Below are 18,051 nucleotides of genomic sequence, written 5' to 3'. Positions count from 1 at the left end.
GGGTTTAATTATCCTTCGGGATGAGTTATCTGTTACCCGCGCTTAAGCGTTTACTTTTAGCGGTTTAATAACACTTTCTTAAAAATCCGGTAAAACATAATAACAGGTCTTTATTTGGCACTTGCTCGGCCTTTATTATCTATGCGTAAAGCATCATTTTAGATACAAAGCATTTGATGAACAGCTTGGAATAAATGCTTTTTAATCAATGCCTTATAATTGGTTTTTTTATAATGAAGACGTTGCAATAAATGCGCTTTTATCCAAAACACTTTATAGTCGTATTTCTATATTAAGCGTAATCTGTACTTCTCGCTCCGTGTGCAATTCAGGCTCTTAAATTATTTACTACGAATGATTTACAGTTATCAAGCCACTGTTTATATCTTAATTTATATTTTCAACGTTTTACGTTAACTCGTTATTAAACTTAAAACCCCCATTTAAATTGACATTATTGAAATGCAAACACATAATTTCAGTGCTTTTCTTTAACAATGTGTACTCAATATGAAAGGAGATCCTATGAAAGTACCCATGTATATTCAGGTTTTATACCTAGTCGTTACCCTAGCGTCATTTTATGGTCAAGGAGCCACGAAAAACATGCATACGAATATCAATCTCGATATGCTGCAAATTCTAATCCAACAAGCAAACGACAATCTCATGTATGAAGGTGATATCAGCAGTTATGACCCTCGTGAGTTTGACGAAGACTATCGTCATTATAATCATTTGGACGATAGTAAAATAAGCTCAAAGTTAAACATAGAAATAGCCATCTCCCCCGAAGACAACATCGAAATAAAAGAAGTTTATTTAAGTTCTTTGTCTTACATAATTGATAAAACCCTAACCCCTAAGCTCACATCCATGACTTACAAAGTGTCTAATCGGCGTTTTAATCAGTTAAAGATTTATCTGCACGACACCATTGAGGTCATATTAGACGGCAATGAAGATTTCATAAATGTGTCGTTGCCTCCTTCCGGTGAAGTTTCTCTTTCTCACTCGGTCCCTCATCCATTTAACGATAATATAATCGACGGAAAATCAGTCCCTGAAGATCTTATTAACCATGAACAGCAAATAAAGGATGAAGCCGTTTATCACTAACACAATGCCACACACGCCACCAGTTGGCCTGAGCCAAAATACCCTCACTCATTTTCATCCCCTGTTAATCACACCAACGGGATCAGTCTGCTGTTTTTAATTCACCCTGATTTACTGAAACGGCAACCTCTTTATAAGCTCAGAAGTTCTTTTTTTACTCCTTTACTTGATAAAGTGAATGATATTTTAAATAAAGAAGAGATGTACGACGGTATCTCTGGGCAACAATGGCGATTTTATGTGGCAAGCCAACCCAGTAAAAATGGCTGAAGTACTGTTTTTTCATACACAACCCCACCAGCAGATATATGCCCAGCAAATTATTGCTCAAGTAACTTCTACACACTTTTGAATAAAATGGACACCAGTCAAGCACTACGTGCTCTAAAAAAGGCATGGAAAGCCGATATAGTGCTCTTTATACATAATGTGTATGACCCATATAACCAAGTCAGTGGCTTAGCGCATATTCCAACCAACCCACATGACACAACTTTTAAACATGTTGCCAATGGCGTCGCTGGATACTTAAGTAACTACAAAGTTTACCCCGCAGCCCATGAATTGTTCCACTTAATTGGCGCGCAGCACTCTAAGCACAATAAAAAGCCCGGCCCGCTTGGCCATAGAGCTTACATTGGTTCCACTAAAGAAAGAAACGGCGACATAAACGGCTACCGCTCATTTATGGCCTATGAAGATGTCTGCAAAAAAGCAACTAAAGGTCCTTATTGCCAAAGATACGAGCGTATTTCATCAAGGAGTACATACGTTGATTTATATGGAAAACGCGTACCACTTGGGAATTCACATGACGATAATAAAAACGCGGTGCTGAATCTACTGCGAACCGTGCAAAAATTTGGCTGTTAAATCAAACAGTACCTATTTATTAAATCACATCAAGCCCGCCGCCAAATACGCGCAATGCACATAAAAAAACCACTTTAGTTTACTTAAACACGGTACATTTAAGTTTTATGTATTTCAGTGTTTGTAGTTAACTAGCGTCAATTTTGATGCACATCCGCACAAAAAATAAGGCTGCAAGCGCAGCCTTAAAAAGCAACCCCTATGTGGCGGGGCCACCCTCCATTTGACTTTGAATATAATTCGGTAAACCAATCAGTTTAATCAGCCCTAAGTGTTGCTCTAACCAATAGATATGGTCAGTTTCAGTATCATCTAACAGGGTCTCTAATATTTCCCGTGTTACGTAATCTTTCTCTTTTTCACACTCCGTAATAATGTTCACTAAGCTTGCCGCCACGGTCATTTCAGCCGCGAGGTCATTTTCGAGCATTTGTTTCACGTTATCACCAACATGAATTGCCTCTCGTGAGGCGGTGTCTGGTTTTCCCTCTAAAAACAAAATGCGCTCAATTATCGCTTTGGCATGGTCCAACTCTTCGTCAAACTCGTGTGCCAACTTTTGTCCTAGCTTTTCAAGCCCCCAATCTTCATAAATTTTTGAATGGGCTAAATACTGATCCATTGAGGTTAACTCTAAGGTCAGCTGCTTATTTAGTAAATCAATAATTTTTTTACTGCCTTGCATACGTTACTCCTCAATTTGCGACTGTAAATAGTTTTCAATACCAGTATTTTTGATCAAGAACTGCTGTGTTTCTAACCAATCAACGTACTCTTCTTCGTACTCTAGTAAGTCTTCCAAAATATCTCGACTCACAAAGTCTTGCTCGGCTTCGCACAAAGCAATGGCATCTTTGAGGGCGGGTACCTGCTCTAACTCAAAGGCCATATCACACGCCAGCATTTCTTCAGTGTGTTCGCCGATGCGTAGCTTTTCTAAATGTTGTAAATTAGGCAGCCCTTCTAAAAACAAGATCCGCTCAATCAGTTCATCAGCCTGTTTCATGTCTTTTATTGATTTTTTATAGGCTTTTTCGTTCAGTTCTTCGAGACCCCAGTTTTTATACATACGTGCATGAAGAAAATATTGATTGATTGAAGTAAGTTCAAACGTCAACATTTGATTCAATACTAAAAGGACTTTTTTGTTACCCTGCATAGGGCCCCCTAAGTTAAAAGTTACTTGCCCTCTAACCCTAGTCCAAAATATGTACGAATCAAGATAATTTAAAACTAATAATTTTTTTAATATACTCTTTTAAAATAAACAACTTATAACATTATTGAGACTCATTTTCATTGCTAATTCGAGTTGCAATACTAATACCTTTTTCGTAATATTTACCATCGGTATTTATATCAATAATCAATATTTTTAATCATCATTATTCAATAAGTTATAAATTCTTTATCATTTTTATCCCAAGCCGTTTCGCTAACCGAACGAGATTGGCTCTGTCCATCTGAAGCGCACGAGCTGTTGCAGCCCAATTAAGCTTATGCGCTTTGAGTGCAGCAATAATGTGTGATTTTTGAAAATTATCGACCGCTTCTTTAAAAGGCTGGGCCGAATCAACCTCAACAACAGCGGTTTTTACGGGTTTATCCTGCTGCTCACTTTGGCTCAACTCACTATGTATCAACTCAATTCGTACAATATCTTGTTGCCATTGCGCCTGCTTCGCTTTGAGTGCGCTGCGGCTTATTACATGTTCAAGCTCGCGAATATTACCGGGCCAATCATACTCACTTAACGACTGGCTTAATGTGTGACTTAAGGTCAATTGACCAATGCCTAACTTCTTTCGAACCTGCTCTATAAAAAAACCAGCCAATAACGGAATATCATCTTGTCTGGCTCGAAGCGGCGGCACCTGCAAAGGGTATACACTTAACCTATGGTACAAGTCAGCCCGAAAGCGCCCAGCTTGAACTTCAGCTTTAAGATCCCGATTGGTCGCAGCGACAATGCGAACATCAACATGCTGCGTGTTATCGGCACCCACGGGTTGAATTTCACCACTTTGCAACACGCGTAATAGCTTACTTTGAATATTCAAAGGGAGCTCCCCTATTTCATCTAAAAATAAAGTCCCGCCATCTGCCAATAAAAATTTACCATCTCGGTGTTTGTCTGCGCCTGTAAAAGCGCCTTTGCGGTGTCCGAAAAACTCACTTTCAGCAAGGCTTTCTGGTAGTGAGGCACAATTTACTTGTACAAAAACTTGGTTTGAGCGACGTGACGCACCATGAATGTTTCTCGCAACCAGCTCTTTACCTGTACCGGTCTCGCCTAATACCAACACCGTAAAATCTGAACTTGCCACCAGTTCAATATCACTTTTCAACGATTGCATCAGCGTGCTATTACCAACCATATCGTGTGCTGCTTGGTTTAATTCAGACACTAACGCATCGCCATGTTGGGCTTTGCGTAATAACTGCTCGTGATACAAAGCGACATTCAAATGCTCCGCCAAAATATCGTTAATATGCTGCAAAAAAGGCATGGGGTATTGCTTAAACATGCCTGGAGTCAGGCTATCTAATGTCAAAACACCTTGTAGTGTATGTTGGTGATACAACGGGATCCCCATACAGGCATGCACTGGAATATCACCTTCTTGCGCTAACAACAAACCATCGTATGGATCTGGTAATTCACTATGCTCATTAAAAATAATAGGGGTTGTGCTACTGGATATTGCCAACAGTCGAGGGTGATCTTCAATATTGAAGCGTCGACCAAACGTATCTCGCGTCAAACCATCTATTGCGGCGGGGACTAACGCACCTTGTTGATGCAATAGTAAAGCAACGGCATCAGCGCTCACACACGTTTTAATTGCTTGCACTACAGCACTATAAAATTGATTTAAGTTTTGCTCGGTTTTTTTAGGTAATGCCTTTGTTAACAAAGAGCTAAGCGTGAGTAATTGTGAAAGGCTTCTTTGATCCATGTCAATATGACCTATTCGTTATTTAAAGACTCATACAATATAAGTCAATTCGACTCTATTTACAAACGTAAAAACATTAATACACTGAATTATATCATGTTTTTTATTGGCACAGCGCGTGCAATAACTAAAACAACATAGATAAACTCAGGTGAACCGCATGCTCATATCACAACAACATTTAGACTATTCCAATGCTGCATTGCTGACCTTTGGACTTTGCTTTATCGCAAGTATTGTCGTGAGCTACCCGCTTGCTGAGCACTTTACATTAACAACACAAATTGCCAGCCACATAAGCAATATTGTATTAGCCGGCTTATTTAAAATTAGCTATGTATTGCGCTGTGTGTGCCAATATCAGCTCGGCATGGAGGTACGTTAATGAGGCCAATCAACCTAGCAGAACCTGTACTAGAACAATACAAATGGTATCAAATGTCCCAATGGCCGTTATTCATGATGCCATTCAGGGCTTTCTTCTTATTCGCCAGTATCTGGGGTGCACTGGCCATTATACTCTGGGCGTTGTTACTGACTGGGCAATTACAGTGGCAAACCAGCCTCCCCGCCAGTCTTTGGCACGCCCATGAAATGATCTTTGCATTTGCTGGTGCCATTGCCGTGAGTTTCTTACTTACTGCAGCACAAACATGGACCAATGTGCCCAGTATGTCTGGGCCTCGACTCATAACATTACTACTCATATGGTGTATAACTCGTATCACTTTTTTTGTTTCACCGCATTTGTTGCCTGTGGTGATCCTAGGTCAATTGGCCTTTTGGTTATACTCAATTGTATATCTAAGCCATATGCTGATCAGCGCAAAATCGAAGAATAACTACGCATTCATCGCAATATTAAGCGGTTTGTGTACATTTAATATTTTATTTCTGATTGTCAGCGCGCAAGGTGAATTCATGATTGCGCGTACGTTTAGTCAACTTGCCGTGTTGGGGTTTATGTTACTGATTGGCGTCGTTGGTGGGCGCGTGATCCCATTTTTTACTGCTCGTGGACTTAAACTTGAGCAGCAAATACGTACACCTCTACTTGACAAACTACTACTCATTATTAGTACTTTTGGGATCGGCGGATTTGCCGTAAACCAACTCGTTAGCGTACCAATAAATCCTGGCTACCTTATTGTTTTAGCTTCTGTATTACATTTGACGCGAAGTGCTTTATGGTTTCACAAAGGCATCGTCCACGTTCCTCTTTTATGGTCATTACAACTGGGTTATTTATTTTCCGCATGTGGACTGCTGCTGTGTGGGGTTAGTTTTTTTACACCAACAATCATATTCACTGATGCGCTGCACCTCATAACATTAGGCGGAATCGGGTTAACTATTTTAGCGATGATTGCACGCGTGTCACTTGGCCATACCGGACGGGCTTTGACGCCAAATAAATTTATGTCCATCGCTTTTGCGTTATTGGCCCTAGGCGCGGTGATCCGTGCTTTCTTACCTCAACTCATAGGCCCACACCCAGCGTGGATCGCCAGCGCAATATTATGGAGCGCTGCATTTGCAGTATTCAGTATTTCTTATTTTAAAGTCTTAACACACAAACGTGTAGACGGACGTCGTGGTTAATTTATTCATTGGAGAATTTAATGCTATCAAGCAACACAATTGCACTTGTTAAAAGTACTATCCCTCTGCTCTCTCAAGCAGGTACCGCTGTAACTGCCCATTTTTACGATCGGATGTTTACACATAACCCTGAGCTAAAAGATATCTTTAACATGAGCAACCAGCAAAGTGGTAAACAACATTTTGCGCTATTTAACGCCCTCGCAGCGTATGCAACTCATATTGATAACTTGCCGGTACTAGCAGCAGCCGTTGAACGTATTAATCATAAACATGCGAGTTTAAATATTTTGCCGCATCATTATGACATTGTTGGGCTGCATCTTATTGAAACACTCAAAGAGCTCGCGCCTAATGAATTTACCCCAGATATAGAACAAGCTTGGCGTGAAGCCTACGCTTTGTTGGCAGATGTGTTTATCACACAAGAAGAAGGAATTTATAAAACCACCGAGGAAAAACTCGGCGGATGGCGCAATACTCGAACATTTATTGTTGATAGCATTGTGCAAGAGTCTGCCAAAGTTAAAAGTTTTTACTTACGCAGTGCAGATAGCAAAGCCGTTGTCGACTTTCAACCTGGACAGTACATTGGGGTACATGTTAAACCAGTAGAATGCCAAAATGTACAAATACGCCAGTACTCTTTATCAGGTGAAAAGCAACCTAATGGATACCGGATCAGCGTGAAGCAACAAGGGTTAGTGTCTAACCACATGCATAGCTTAAAAGCAGGCGATGAAGTCGAGCTCAGCCCACCAGCTGGAGATTTTATGCTTCAGAGTAATATGTCGCCCAAAGTACTGATCAGTGCAGGTGTTGGCATTACGCCAATGATGGCAATGCTTGAATCAATAGCCACTTTAACACAACCACCGCAAACACACTTTGTTCACGCCTGTATTAATCAAGCAGAACATAGCTTTGCAAAACGTGTCGACACATTAACAACCGACCGCATAGAAATAAATGCCGATATTTGGTACGAACAAGGTGAAGGTCATCATCAAGGGCGAATAGATTTAGCGCAGCTGTCACTCCCCACAGAATCTGGTGAATTTTACCTATGCGGACCCACACCGTTTATGGCTGCGATGAAACAACAATTGCTCGCACTCAATGTGGCTCCTGAGCGAATACTATATGAAGTATTTGGGCCGCACGAGTCATTATAAATTCAAAACTCAGATACGCTGGTAAATCTTTACAGTAATAAATATCGCAAAGCCCACAGAGTATACTCTGTGGGCTTTACTTTTATAAAAATCATGATTTATCATCATGTTCATTATTTTAATAACGATAACATGATAACGTCGTCACTAAAATTCACTAGTGATAAAGCCATTAATAGCGATATCAATTAAAACCCAACACTAAACTTATAAGGTTAAAAATTATAATTAAAAAGTGTAAGAAATTAAATCCTAACAAGCATAAGAACCAAAACTGTATTATCTAAAATGAACAATTTTGGTTCTATTCAACTAGTTATAACTAAAACGGACGAACAACTGTTCTCAGATAGTCTTGTGTACCATCAGTACAAGATACGCCATCTTCTTCGCCTTTCGCTTCTACAGGATATACCCGTACAACATATCGACCCTTTTTAGCATCTAATAAGCGCATATACATAGCGCCAAAATTACCATCATCATAATCTTTTGTCAGTATATCTAACGATCTACCATTATAACTACTTGTTGCAACTACGGTAATGCCTGATGCGCTTGGTACAACTGCATCTATATATGCTTCACACCAGTGTGCTGCACTTGCTGTCATTGATAGGCTTAATGTTGATAAACCAAGTAGTAAAGCTAATTTATTCATGGGATTTCCTTATGGTGTTATAAAATCCCGATAATAATACATCGCCATTGTTAACGTGATGTTTAAGATATGTTTAGCTTTTATTTAAAATAGATAATTCACCGCATTTAAGTTAAATAACTAGAGCAGTAAATAAGCCTATTTAAAAAATAGAGCCCTTAAAGTCATTGCTAATAATTACACTGCTTCAAAACACTGGGTTAATAAAGTCCCACGACATCACACTCACGCTTATTTCCACATAAAATTAAATACTTAATAAAAAAATCAACTGCTTATAACTGGCAATAACATGGATACTATGGTCAACTACATCAGAGTCTTCATTACATAATTGCGCGAGTTCATGGTCAGCCAGTATATTATTCACAATGCGAGTTAACGAAACAGTATGTACACGTTTTAAACGCGTAAACTTAGGCCCGCAATGTTCAATCAACTTACTTTTCCCTTCAAAGCGTCATCCTCCTGGAAATTCATGAATCTCAGCATCATCATGATAGGTGCCGAAAATACTTTAATACCTCGATTGTTATAAGCATCAAGTTGACGAACTACGGCCTGTTATGTCGCCATTTCTACACTGGATATTTTAATACTGTCACTATTATCGCGCATGACCCCCTTTAAATTTACCGATATTGGTTCCTTTACCAAGGAAAATACACAATTCAAATTAAACACGGATAAGACACCATTCGAGTCCTATATACCAAGCTATTTCTCCTAGCCCGATTAATCCTTTTGTGATTCTGGTATCACAAAAAAGCCACTCAACAGTCCGTGAATAATCATGTAAAAACCTATAACTCAATGACGATTTCGTGTACTTTTACTCTATCTATATATACACCATTAAATAATAAAATGACGCAACATACCCCCTTTAAAGTACTCATCGTTTGTATGGGCAATATTTGTCGCTCCCCTACCGGTGAAGCGGTATTACGGAAATTGGCACTTAATACCAAGCTTAATATTATTGTCGACTCAGCAGGTACCATTGCCTACCATCAAGGCAACCCACCCGATAAAAGAAGTCGCGCTGCGGGTGAGCGAAGAGGATATGACTTTGGTAATATGCGTGCACGCCAAATTAATTCAAAAGACTTTGCTGACTTTGACTTGATATTGGCCGCGGACAAAGCAAACCTCAGTGATCTATCCGCTATATGTCCCGCACAATATCAACATAAATTAAAGCTTTTTCTAAGTTATGGTGATTCGCGCTACGATGAAATCCCAGATCCATACTATGGTGAAGGTGATGGCTTTGAAGTTGTGCTTGACCTCATTGAAAATGCGGCACAACATATAATGGCAGACTTAGATCAGTAAATACCTTCATTTTTGCTTATTTTGACACTTTCAAGTCGCGTACGTAGTCGCAATATGGTAAAACCCCTGAATATTATTCAGCACAGCCCAAGCCGAGGTCTTCTTGCATACAACTGACGAACTATTTGATCGTATCGCCCAAGATTTACGAGTCACGGGTTTAAGTGTTCAAACCATAGATAAAACCGAACCTGCCTTACAAGCATTAGTACAACGGTTGTCATTATTCTCAGGCAGTGATTTTTCGGCCGCGGGCATTGGCCGACAAACGGAACACACTCAAAACACCGAAATACGCAGCGATAAAATTCATTGGCTTGACAGCGGTCATGCGTTAGAAAATACGTTTTTAACGTATATGGACGAACTGAAAAACCATCTGAATCGCCGGCTTTTTATGGGGTTATTCAGCTATGAATGTCATTTTGCTCATTATGAACCCGGTGCTTTTTATAAAAAACACCTCGATGCCTTTCAAGGCAATACCAATCGCGTACTCTCTACTGTGTTATATTTAAATCAAAACTGGCAAGCCGATTACGGTGGTGAACTGGCTATTTTTGACGCCCACGATCACAGTATTCTACAGCAAAAAATCACGCCACAGTTTGGTACATTAGTCACTTTTTTAAGTGATGAATATCCGCATGAGGTGCTTCCAGCCACACGTCCACGATATTCAATTGCAGGGTGGTTTAGAGTAAACAGTTCTGTCAATGGACAAATAGACCCACCGAGGTAGTATGTTGATAAAGCTCAGTGGTACGGCGTATCACTTAGCTCACTCATGTGGTATAAATATTTTTACTTTCAAACCACCTTCTTCATGATTATGCAAACTAAGTTGACCATGATGTGCCTCTACAATTTCACGGCATAGTGCCAGCCCTAAGCCACTTCCAGTCGACTTCGTTGAGTAAAACGGGATCAACGCGTTTGCCATAACAGTCTCACTCATTCCTTTGCCTTGATCTTGAACACAGAGAGTAACACCTTGCATACTTTGAGTAATATGCATTGTGACTTGTTCAGGTTTAGAGCCTGATTCATGAGCATTTTTGATTAAATTAATCAGCAACTGTTCTAATTGTACTTGATCAGCCAAAAACGGCTGTGTAGGTAAAATGTTTGGTCCGTTAAATTGCCATTGCTGATGAAGACCTGCTAATAAAGAAGTCCAATTTATTTGACTATATTTTGGTGGTGGTAATTTAGCAAACTTACCATAACCCTGCACGAATTCAGTTAAGTGATGAATACGTTCTTCAATAGTAGAAAATACCCGCTCAAGTCGCTGGTCATCAACGTGGTCAGTTAGCAGTTTTGCACTGTGTAACATAGATGACATTGGTCCCAATGAGTTATTCAGCTCATGGCTAATAATACGTATCACTTTCTTCCATACAGCGACTTCTTGACGACTTAACTCTCGGGTTAATTGCTTAAATAGATACAGCTTATGATTTTGATTATTAAGTAAAAATTGCCCAGTTGCCAAGTGCCAAGTTTGTGTTTCATCTTTATCAACTTGAATGCTAAAGAGCCCTTCACGTCCAGCCTGTAATACCTCAAAAAACTCAGCAGAAGTCTCTTGCATTAACACATCAATTTTCATACCTTCCAATGCTGCACTGCTTTTACACAATGCCCTTGCACTATAATTACTAAATACAACCGTGTCATTGCTGTCGACTAAAAGCAGTGCCTGTGGAGAACTTTGTAATACTTTATCTAGCATTAATTCTCGCTGATAGATCCATTGTTTTTCCTGTCGCAATTGCAGAGCTGTTTCATTATATAACGTACACAACCGCCCTAATTCATCATGCTCAGCGTAAGCCAATGAATGAGAAAACTCACCATCTTTAAAATTCAGCAACCCCACTTCAAGGGCTTTAATTGGCTCAAGTAGTGCCGACAAAAAACATCGGCACAACACATTAGTCAGTAGTAATATGCCAATAGTCGCTGACATGACCCATTGCCAGTTACTAAATTGCCAGGTCAAAATTGGCATACAAACACATAAAACCACCGCGCTAGATGCAGCAATAAACCGCCCTTTCAATGACCGTGGCGTCCACCTACTTAATGTGTGCATCAATAGTCAATCTCAAATTTTTGTAAACGACGATATAGCGCCTGACGTGTTAATCCAAACTGGCGAGCAACTTTGGCGATCACCCCTTGATGTGAATGCATAGCTGCTTCAATCTCTTGCTTACTCGGCTCAAGCTTTAGTGTTGGTGCTTGGCTTGACTCTATATTCAAAGACTCTGATAATCCAAAGTCTTCGATTTCAAGTATGCCCTGTGGCTTTAATACACTTACGCGCTTACAGGCATTCTCAAGCTCCCTCACATTACCTGGCCAGTTATGTGTAATAAGTGCTTGTTCTGCATGATAACTTATCTCTCTCCTTGGCAGAAAATGACGAATAAGCGGAATAACATCGTCTTGACGGGCGTTTAATGGTGGAAGATTAAGTTCAATCACATTTAAGCGGTAATATAAATCTTCTCGAAATCGCCCAGCTTGAATATCATTGTGCAAATTTGCATTGGTAGCAGAGACAACCCGCACTGACACCTTTTGAGTGACGGTTGATCCCAATCGTTCAAACTCACCCGTTTGTAACACCCGCAATAACTTTATTTGCCCTGATAAAGGTAAGTTCCCTATTTCATCTAGAAAGAGTGTGCCACCATCTGCCGCTTCAAATCGACCAATGCGCTTTTTGTTTGCGCCTGTATAGGCACCTGCTTCTGCACCAAATAACTCGGCTTCTATCAGCTCTTGCGGTAGTGCCCCCGCATTGACTTTAATAAATGGCATGTTTGCCACAGTTGAGTTGGCTTGAATAATTTCCGCAATACGCTCTTTACCACTGCCGTTTGGTCCAGTGATCAACACCGACACATCGGATTTTGCCAACTGTAACGACATATCAACCACTCGCTCCATTGCTGTACTCGCATAAACCAAGCCCACAAGATTTGCCTGCGCTCTAGGAAGCCTGCGTTCGTTTTTCTGTCGTTCATGGGTCTGATTCTGTGCATTGGCTTTACCCAAAGCGATTAGGTTAGTAATACTGGTCAGCAGCTTGGTGTCATCCCAAGGTTTCGCAATGTAATCAGCTGCGCCTAATTTGACCAGCTCTATGGCCGTTTCCAACTCGGTCCAAGCCGTCATCAAAATAATGGGTAATGTTGGGTTTAAACGTCTTAGCACATTAAACAGTGCAATGCCCTCTTCGCCAGATGTAGTATCCGCGGTAAAATTCATATCTTGCATTACAAGCGATACTTTTTGGTATCGAATTATTTGCTCTGCATCAAAAGGCGATACGGCTGTCACAACATCATATCCATGAATTTCAAGTAATAAAGATAATGCATCAAGCACCGCTTGGTTATCATCCACAATCAGTATTTTATCCATCTTTTTCTTCTTTTATGTTACACCGCTGATGCAGTGTAACATGTTGGTTAATTATGCTAAACAACTAATAAATAAAGAATAATTATATACTTCTCGTGGCAATGCTAGGGGATATATCTGCTGCGCGTTTGGCTGGCCCAATGACAGCAAATAAACTCATCAAAATAACGAATGCGCCCGTTACAATAACGTAAGACACTGATAACGAGGGTAATGAAAATAACGCCATTAACTTCGCCCCCATCCACAGCGCACCCGCACTCCCCAATACAACTCCCACAGAGCATATTAATGTGTTTTCTACTAAGAAATACCGTATTATCGCGGATTTTCTTGCGCCAAGTGCGCGTCGAGTTCCTATCTGCTTTAATCGTTTATTGATATTAAATAGGGTTAAACCAAAGATCCCTAACGCTGTTATCAAAACTAACACCGTTATAAGCACCATTAACATGCGAACCATCAGAGTATCCTCGGCCACATATTCCGCCTTTAATTGATCTAAGCCTTTGATCACGTCAATGACTCTATCAGGATACTCCGCAAGCAAAACATCTTCGATTCGATGCATCACTGCGGCTCTTTCATTGGGCTCTGTTCTAATCAAAAACTTTTGAAAACTGCTCGGTCGAACTTGTGGAAAAATAAGTGAACGGTCTCTTCTTTCATCTTGCAACCACGGCCCTTTTAAAAGTTTAATAATACCCACAATTTTTATCGCATTATCTCGACGATAAATGGTTTTACCAAGACCGTTGCCTTGTGGAAACATTTCGTCATGCATTGCTTGAGTTACTAAAGCCACTTTAGGCAATTCACTTACATCAGAGGTGAACATCACATCTGATTCATTTAAATCTCGTCCAGCGACCAGTTCCACCCCGAGTGTATTTAACACATGGCTATCAGCCCTAAAATAGGAGGCATTTATCGACGGGGATTTTTCATTTGAGGGCAGTAAATTATAGCTCCCCCCTGAACCACCGCCCGACAGCGGTACTGCATTAATATACACAGCATCAATCACGCCTGGTATGCTGCGCAACAAGCTTTCATCAACTTCAATCTGTTTTGCCAAATCAATGTTTTTCCCAAAAATCATCATATTAAATTGAAAAAGATCTTGTTCAGGTAATCCCGTTTCTTGCTCTAGGTACGCAATGCGATCGTTAATAATAAAGGCGGCATTGCTAACAATGGCGGTGGTAATGGCAATCTGCATTAGTAATAAGATCGCACCAGACTTAGCACGCAGCAATGCGTTAATAATGGGTCTAAATTCAAACATAATGGGTCCTTATTGACTTTTAAGGTAAGTGGCTGGTGTGGTTCGACATACTAACCATGCCGGGTAAAGGCCAGCTAAAATACAGACACTTACAGCAATGGCTGGGGCTGAAAGCAACATAGTTAAATCCATATCTGCAATCACCGTGTACGCATCATTGCTTTTTCGCATTCCCCATAAGCCAGCTTGTGCAATGAAAATACCGAGTATTCCTCCTATTACACCAAGTAACCCTACCTCCACTAAATGCTGAATAAATACCTGTGTCTTACTTGCCCCAAGTGCACGCCTTACACCAACTTCAGGTGCACGTCGTAAAAACTTCGCCAGCAGCAGTCCGAGTATATTGGCAAGACAAACAGCTAAAAACATAAAGCTCAGCATCACCAATATTTTATTATCTTCATTAACCACTTCGCGATACACCATCATTTGCTTAACGTCACGTAATGCAAAATCCAACTCTTTCCGGGCAAACCGACCTAGTTTCTGCTGCTCGGCCATATACGACATTAAAAATTGCCCATATGCCAACTCATCTTCGTCTGTAGGTAAATCAACCCAAAACTGTACCCAGAACTGTTCTGATTTGAGTTTATCTTGAAAGCCTCTGACATTCTCCGCTTTCCAACCATTACTATTCCCCCACGTAATGATTTCATTTGGTGCAATTAAGCTAAATGGTAAAAATATGTGCTCAGGGTCACGGAATGCCCCGTTATTCAGGTCATAATACTTGACGTAGGTTGGCCAATCCTTAATAACACCAACAATACGCACCGTCATACCATCCAAGTTAATTGTTTTACCAACCGAATTTTCACCTTGGAACAGTGTGTCATTCAAACTTTGTGAAATAACCACCACCGATGCTTGCGTGTCTTCATCGTTTCGCGTCCAGGCACTTCCGTAAATAAACTCCAAATTAAACATGGAAAAGAGATCTGCGTTGGCGACCCGTGCTCGCTCTAGAAACGGTTTCATATCGCTATCATCCACATGTACCGCAAACCCTGCTGCAATCATTGCGGTTCGACGATAGGGTAAGTCTGCATTTAATAAATTTATCGCATCCGGATAAGTAACTTGATAAGGCATATTATCATCCGACCACCAATCGCGACCGTCATCCATCGTTTGTAATTGAACGTGATGTAATTGTGTACTTTTGCTCGGGATCGGATCTGCTGACATCATGTGATAAACCGAGAGGCTCGTCATCGTGATGCCAATTCCCACAGCTATGGCTATCACCATCAGTAAACTCACCATCGGTGTACGCTTCAAACTTCGCCAACTTAAATCAACATAATGAAAAAACATAATTACGCTCCAACAACTGCTGCTGGATTTCCCTGATAAAGAGAAAAATCCGCGATTTGACCATCAACAACTTGAATATTCCTTGGCGCTCGACGAGCAAGCTCCGGATCATGTGTTACCATGACGATGGTCGCCCCATCGCGGTTAATTTGTTCTAGGAGTTCCATTACTTGCCGAGCCATTAAACTGTCTAGGTTACCGGTTGGCTCATCTGCCAATAAAAAGCGTGGTTTACCCGCTAATGCCCGAGCTATAGCTACTCTTTGCTGCTGACCGCCTGATAGCTGCTGCGGTAAATGTTTCGCTCTGCTCGCTAAACCTACTTGCTCTAAACTCGATTCAATTCGACGCTTTCTCTCGGCAGCTTTAATGCCTCTATAACGTAATGGCACTTCAACATTTTCATACAAGTTTAAGTCTGGTATTAAATTAAACCCCTGAAAAATATAACCTATTTTTTGGTTCCTAATATCTGCACGTTGATTGTCATTTAGCTTGCCAATATCTACACCATCAAGTAAATACTGGCCTTGTGTAAACGGCTCCAGTACACCGGCAATATTTAAAAAGGTCGTTTTACCTGATCCTGAAGGCCCCGTTACCGCAATAAATTCCCCTTCATTAACTTGCAAATCAAAGTCTCGCAAGGCATGAGTTTGCACCATTTCTGTTTGATACACTTTGCTTATACCATTCATATTTAACATGTTTGTTCCTAATAATTTTTATTGTTCTACAATTTGAATATTTGATTTAAAACAGGGTTGCTAAATAGAGTTACTCTCGTAGCAACACCGTATTTGCTTTTTTAAACTGGGCATAATTTGACACAATCACTTCATCGCCTAAACGCAAACCATCGAGTACTTCTACGCTGCGGATACTCGTCGCGCCGGTGTTAATTGACATACGTTTTGCAGTATCACCTTCGACTTTATAAGCAACATGACCTCCAGCATCTAAAAATGCGCCTCTACGGATCATCAATACGTCTTCTTTATTTTCCAATATGATCCTTGCTGATAACCGTTGATTCTGCCGAATATTGCTGATGTGTTCTTGAGAAAAACGAACGCGAGTAGTGACCTCCCGATCGTTAACCTCAGGAGAAATAGCTGACAATTTGCCCATCACATCTTTACCGCCAATTTTCAACGCTACATCCATACCGAGGCCTAATTCATTTGCATAACTTTCGGGTACTTGCAACTGCGCCTCAAAGGCACTTAAATCTACTAACGTCATTAATGCTTGGTTTTTTGATACGGCTGATTTAGGTTGTACTAACAAGTTGCCCACAATACCTGCAACACTTGCTTTCACATCTAAGTTATTAACTTTACGAATTAACTCATCCACCGCGAGCTGCTGTTGTGCTACGGTATTTTTTGCTGACTCTAATTCAAACGCCAAAGTGTCTTTTGTGATCTCCGCTTCTTTAACTGCATGGTGAAAAGTAAGTTCAGCTCTTGCTAACTCATCTTGTGCTTGTTCCAAATCAATTTGGCTAATAAGGCTTTGCTTAATAGACAGTTGTGCACGTCTATTTTCGCGTTGGGCCGCCGTTAATTCAACTTTTGCTAAATCTAATGCATTATTCAGTGCTAGCGTATCTCGTCTGGCCTCTAATTCACGACGAGACAGCTCTCCATGTAAACGGAGTAACTCTGATTGTTGTTGTTTTAATATATTTTCCAATTCAGGGCTGTCTACTAACGCCAGAGTCTGTCCGAGTTTAACTGAGTCTCCAGCTTTCACTTTGAGTGTCACAAAGCCTTGCTCTGGACTATATGCTTGTGGCGCATTCGCAGCAACCACAAACCCCGTTGCCGCAACATCTCTGACAAAATTACCCACGGTCACTTTCGCAATGTTTAAGCTACTTTTCGCTAAAGATAACTGTGCATTACTGGTATTAATCACTGCATTTGCAGATACTGCAATCCCCAAAAGTAATGCAACGCCCAATAAGCCTTTTTTAACATGTGATGATTTGCTCACTTGAACGGGCTTATCTTGTCCACTGGTGTCTTTTATCATTTTCCTCTCCTTACAACAGTACTCATTGCTTCACATAGGGTGACCAAAGCAACAGCAATAAACATAATTACTGGAGAAATTAGAAACGCACTCGTTAACAACATCTTGTACTCTTTAAATAATCTGACTTTCCTTTTACTATCCGAATATCATGCCAAAAAATAAACACTTGATTATAAAGGAATTTTAATTTTTATGGGTAATATTTATTGTCCGCGGACAGTTCAAAGT

Annotated in this window: 17 protein-coding genes and 1 pseudogene; 7 read left to right on the top strand and 11 right to left on the bottom strand. The window is 40.4% G+C overall.

Annotated elements, in window-relative coordinates:
• Positions 1 to 525 precede the first annotated feature (525 nt).
• Together J8M01_RS03910 and J8M01_RS03905 are read left to right on the top strand one after the other, a co-directional pair.
• Positions 526 to 1,119, top strand: a complete 594-nt coding sequence (locus J8M01_RS03910) for a hypothetical protein (protein ID WP_211057082.1) — start codon at positions 526 to 528, stop codon at positions 1,117 to 1,119.
• A gap of 294 nt (positions 1,120 to 1,413) precedes the next feature.
• Positions 1,414 to 1,992 (top strand): annotated as a pseudogene (locus J8M01_RS03905) (reprolysin-like metallopeptidase); the annotation flags it as partial.
• 199 nt (positions 1,993 to 2,191) lie between these two features.
• Here the strand turns inward: J8M01_RS03905 and bfr (J8M01_RS03900) are convergent.
• The 3 genes from bfr (J8M01_RS03900) to norR all read right to left on the bottom strand — a co-directional run bounded on the left by bfr (J8M01_RS03900) (position 2,192) and on the right by norR (position 4,952).
• A complete protein-coding gene (gene bfr, locus J8M01_RS03900; protein ID WP_211057081.1) occupies positions 2,192 to 2,677 on the bottom strand; it encodes a bacterioferritin in 486 nt (161 codons plus the stop codon).
• Positions 2,678 to 2,680: 3 nt separating this feature from the next.
• The gene (bfr, locus tag J8M01_RS03895) at positions 2,681 to 3,151 is read right to left on the bottom strand and encodes a bacterioferritin (protein ID WP_192509925.1); all 471 of its coding nucleotides are present in this window, start codon (positions 3,149 to 3,151) and stop codon (positions 2,681 to 2,683) included.
• 238 nt (positions 3,152 to 3,389) lie between these two features.
• Positions 3,390 to 4,952: a nitric oxide reductase transcriptional regulator NorR gene (gene norR / locus J8M01_RS03890; protein ID WP_211057080.1), complete on the bottom strand. Its 1,563-nt coding sequence runs from the start codon at positions 4,950 to 4,952 to the stop codon at positions 3,390 to 3,392.
• A 160-nt stretch (positions 4,953 to 5,112) separates the two neighbouring features.
• On the opposite strand from norR, the gene J8M01_RS03885 reads away from it, so the two are divergent.
• Genes J8M01_RS03885 through hmpA form a run of 3 tightly spaced genes read left to right on the top strand, consistent with a single transcriptional unit; the run spans position 5,113 to position 7,729 of the window.
• The gene (locus J8M01_RS03885) at positions 5,113 to 5,337 is read left to right on the top strand and encodes a hypothetical protein (RefSeq protein WP_192509923.1); all 225 of its coding nucleotides are present in this window, start codon (positions 5,113 to 5,115) and stop codon (positions 5,335 to 5,337) included.
• Positions 5,337 to 6,554 carry an NnrS family protein gene (locus J8M01_RS03880; protein ID WP_211057079.1) on the top strand — a complete coding sequence of 406 codons (1,218 nt, stop codon included), beginning with the start codon at positions 5,337 to 5,339 and terminating at the stop codon, positions 6,552 to 6,554. Before J8M01_RS03885 ends, J8M01_RS03880 begins: the two co-directional genes overlap by 1 nt.
• Before the next feature lie 20 nt (positions 6,555 to 6,574).
• On the top strand, positions 6,575 to 7,729 hold the full coding sequence (hmpA, locus tag J8M01_RS03875) for an NO-inducible flavohemoprotein (protein WP_211057078.1): 1,155 nt from the start codon (positions 6,575 to 6,577) through the stop codon (positions 7,727 to 7,729).
• A gap of 322 nt (positions 7,730 to 8,051) precedes the next feature.
• Here the strand turns inward: hmpA and J8M01_RS03870 are convergent, their stop codons facing one another.
• Complete coding sequence (locus tag J8M01_RS03870) at positions 8,052 to 8,390, bottom strand: hypothetical protein (protein ID WP_211049147.1); 339 nt, start codon at positions 8,388 to 8,390, stop codon at positions 8,052 to 8,054.
• A 247-nt stretch (positions 8,391 to 8,637) separates the two neighbouring features.
• Positions 8,638 to 8,829: a hypothetical protein gene (locus J8M01_RS03865; RefSeq protein WP_211049149.1), complete on the bottom strand. Its 192-nt coding sequence runs from the start codon at positions 8,827 to 8,829 to the stop codon at positions 8,638 to 8,640.
• Between the two features lie 428 nt (positions 8,830 to 9,257).
• Here J8M01_RS03865 and J8M01_RS03860 point away from each other — a divergent pair, with 428 nt between their 5' ends.
• Together J8M01_RS03860 and J8M01_RS03855 are read left to right on the top strand one after the other, a co-directional pair.
• Positions 9,258 to 9,728, top strand: a complete 471-nt coding sequence (locus J8M01_RS03860; protein WP_211049152.1) for a low molecular weight protein-tyrosine-phosphatase — start codon at positions 9,258 to 9,260, stop codon at positions 9,726 to 9,728.
• A gap of 103 nt (positions 9,729 to 9,831) precedes the next feature.
• A complete protein-coding gene (locus J8M01_RS03855; RefSeq protein WP_211057077.1) occupies positions 9,832 to 10,470 on the top strand; it encodes a 2OG-Fe(II) oxygenase in 639 nt (212 codons plus the stop codon).
• 39 nt (positions 10,471 to 10,509) lie between these two features.
• Here J8M01_RS03855 and J8M01_RS03850 read toward each other — a convergent pair whose 3' ends face one another.
• From J8M01_RS03850 to J8M01_RS03825, 6 genes are all read right to left on the bottom strand, one after another.
• On the bottom strand, positions 10,510 to 11,703 hold the full coding sequence (locus J8M01_RS03850) for an ATP-binding protein (RefSeq protein WP_247670987.1): 1,194 nt from the start codon (positions 11,701 to 11,703) through the stop codon (positions 10,510 to 10,512).
• A 125-nt stretch (positions 11,704 to 11,828) separates the two neighbouring features.
• The gene (locus tag J8M01_RS03845) at positions 11,829 to 13,169 is read right to left on the bottom strand and encodes a sigma-54 dependent transcriptional regulator (protein WP_211057075.1); all 1,341 of its coding nucleotides are present in this window, start codon (positions 13,167 to 13,169) and stop codon (positions 11,829 to 11,831) included.
• 82 nt (positions 13,170 to 13,251) lie between these two features.
• Positions 13,252 to 14,457, bottom strand: a complete 1,206-nt coding sequence (locus J8M01_RS03840) for an FtsX-like permease family protein (protein ID WP_211049161.1) — start codon at positions 14,455 to 14,457, stop codon at positions 13,252 to 13,254.
• A gap of 9 nt (positions 14,458 to 14,466) precedes the next feature.
• On the bottom strand, positions 14,467 to 15,780 hold the full coding sequence (locus J8M01_RS03835; protein ID WP_211057074.1) for an ABC transporter permease: 1,314 nt from the start codon (positions 15,778 to 15,780) through the stop codon (positions 14,467 to 14,469).
• A 2-nt stretch (positions 15,781 to 15,782) separates the two neighbouring features.
• On the bottom strand, positions 15,783 to 16,487 hold the full coding sequence (locus J8M01_RS03830; protein WP_192509913.1) for an ABC transporter ATP-binding protein: 705 nt from the start codon (positions 16,485 to 16,487) through the stop codon (positions 15,783 to 15,785).
• A 70-nt stretch (positions 16,488 to 16,557) separates the two neighbouring features.
• Entirely contained in the window at positions 16,558 to 17,820 is a 1,263-nt protein-coding gene (locus J8M01_RS03825; protein ID WP_211049163.1) for an efflux RND transporter periplasmic adaptor subunit, read from the bottom strand.
• Positions 17,821 to 18,051 lie beyond the last annotated feature (231 nt).

Source organism: Pseudoalteromonas sp. MMG005 (assembly GCF_018101015.1).
GTDB lineage: Bacteria > Pseudomonadota > Gammaproteobacteria > Enterobacterales > Alteromonadaceae > Pseudoalteromonas > Pseudoalteromonas aurantia.
This window is presented reverse-complemented; position numbering and strand designations above follow the sequence as displayed.

Excerpts from the sequence above, each read along its gene's own strand:
- J8M01_RS03910 (WP_211057082.1), top strand. The coding sequence starts at position 526 with ATGAAAGTACCCATGTATATTCAGGTTTTATACCTAGTCGTTACCCTA.
- bfr (WP_211057081.1), bottom strand. The coding sequence starts at position 2,677 with ATGCAAGGCAGTAAAAAAATTATTGATTTACTAAATAAGCAGCTGACC.
- bfr (WP_192509925.1), bottom strand. The coding sequence starts at position 3,151 with ATGCAGGGTAACAAAAAAGTCCTTTTAGTATTGAATCAAATGTTGACG.
- norR (WP_211057080.1), bottom strand. The coding sequence starts at position 4,952 with ATGGATCAAAGAAGCCTTTCACAATTACTCACGCTTAGCTCTTTGTTA.
- J8M01_RS03885 (WP_192509923.1), top strand. The coding sequence starts at position 5,113 with ATGCTCATATCACAACAACATTTAGACTATTCCAATGCTGCATTGCTG.
- J8M01_RS03880 (WP_211057079.1), top strand. The coding sequence starts at position 5,337 with ATGAGGCCAATCAACCTAGCAGAACCTGTACTAGAACAATACAAATGG.
- hmpA (WP_211057078.1), top strand. The coding sequence starts at position 6,575 with ATGCTATCAAGCAACACAATTGCACTTGTTAAAAGTACTATCCCTCTG.
- J8M01_RS03870 (WP_211049147.1), bottom strand. The coding sequence starts at position 8,390 with ATGAATAAATTAGCTTTACTACTTGGTTTATCAACATTAAGCCTATCA.
- J8M01_RS03860 (WP_211049152.1), top strand. The coding sequence starts at position 9,258 with ATGACGCAACATACCCCCTTTAAAGTACTCATCGTTTGTATGGGCAAT.
- J8M01_RS03850 (WP_247670987.1), bottom strand. The coding sequence starts at position 11,703 with ATGTCAGCGACTATTGGCATATTACTACTGACTAATGTGTTGTGCCGA.
- J8M01_RS03845 (WP_211057075.1), bottom strand. The coding sequence starts at position 13,169 with ATGGATAAAATACTGATTGTGGATGATAACCAAGCGGTGCTTGATGCA.
- J8M01_RS03840 (WP_211049161.1), bottom strand. The coding sequence starts at position 14,457 with ATGTTTGAATTTAGACCCATTATTAACGCATTGCTGCGTGCTAAGTCT.
- J8M01_RS03835 (WP_211057074.1), bottom strand. The coding sequence starts at position 15,780 with ATGTTTTTTCATTATGTTGATTTAAGTTGGCGAAGTTTGAAGCGTACA.
- J8M01_RS03830 (WP_192509913.1), bottom strand. The coding sequence starts at position 16,487 with ATGTTAAATATGAATGGTATAAGCAAAGTGTATCAAACAGAAATGGTG.
- J8M01_RS03825 (WP_211049163.1), bottom strand. The coding sequence starts at position 17,820 with ATGATAAAAGACACCAGTGGACAAGATAAGCCCGTTCAAGTGAGCAAA.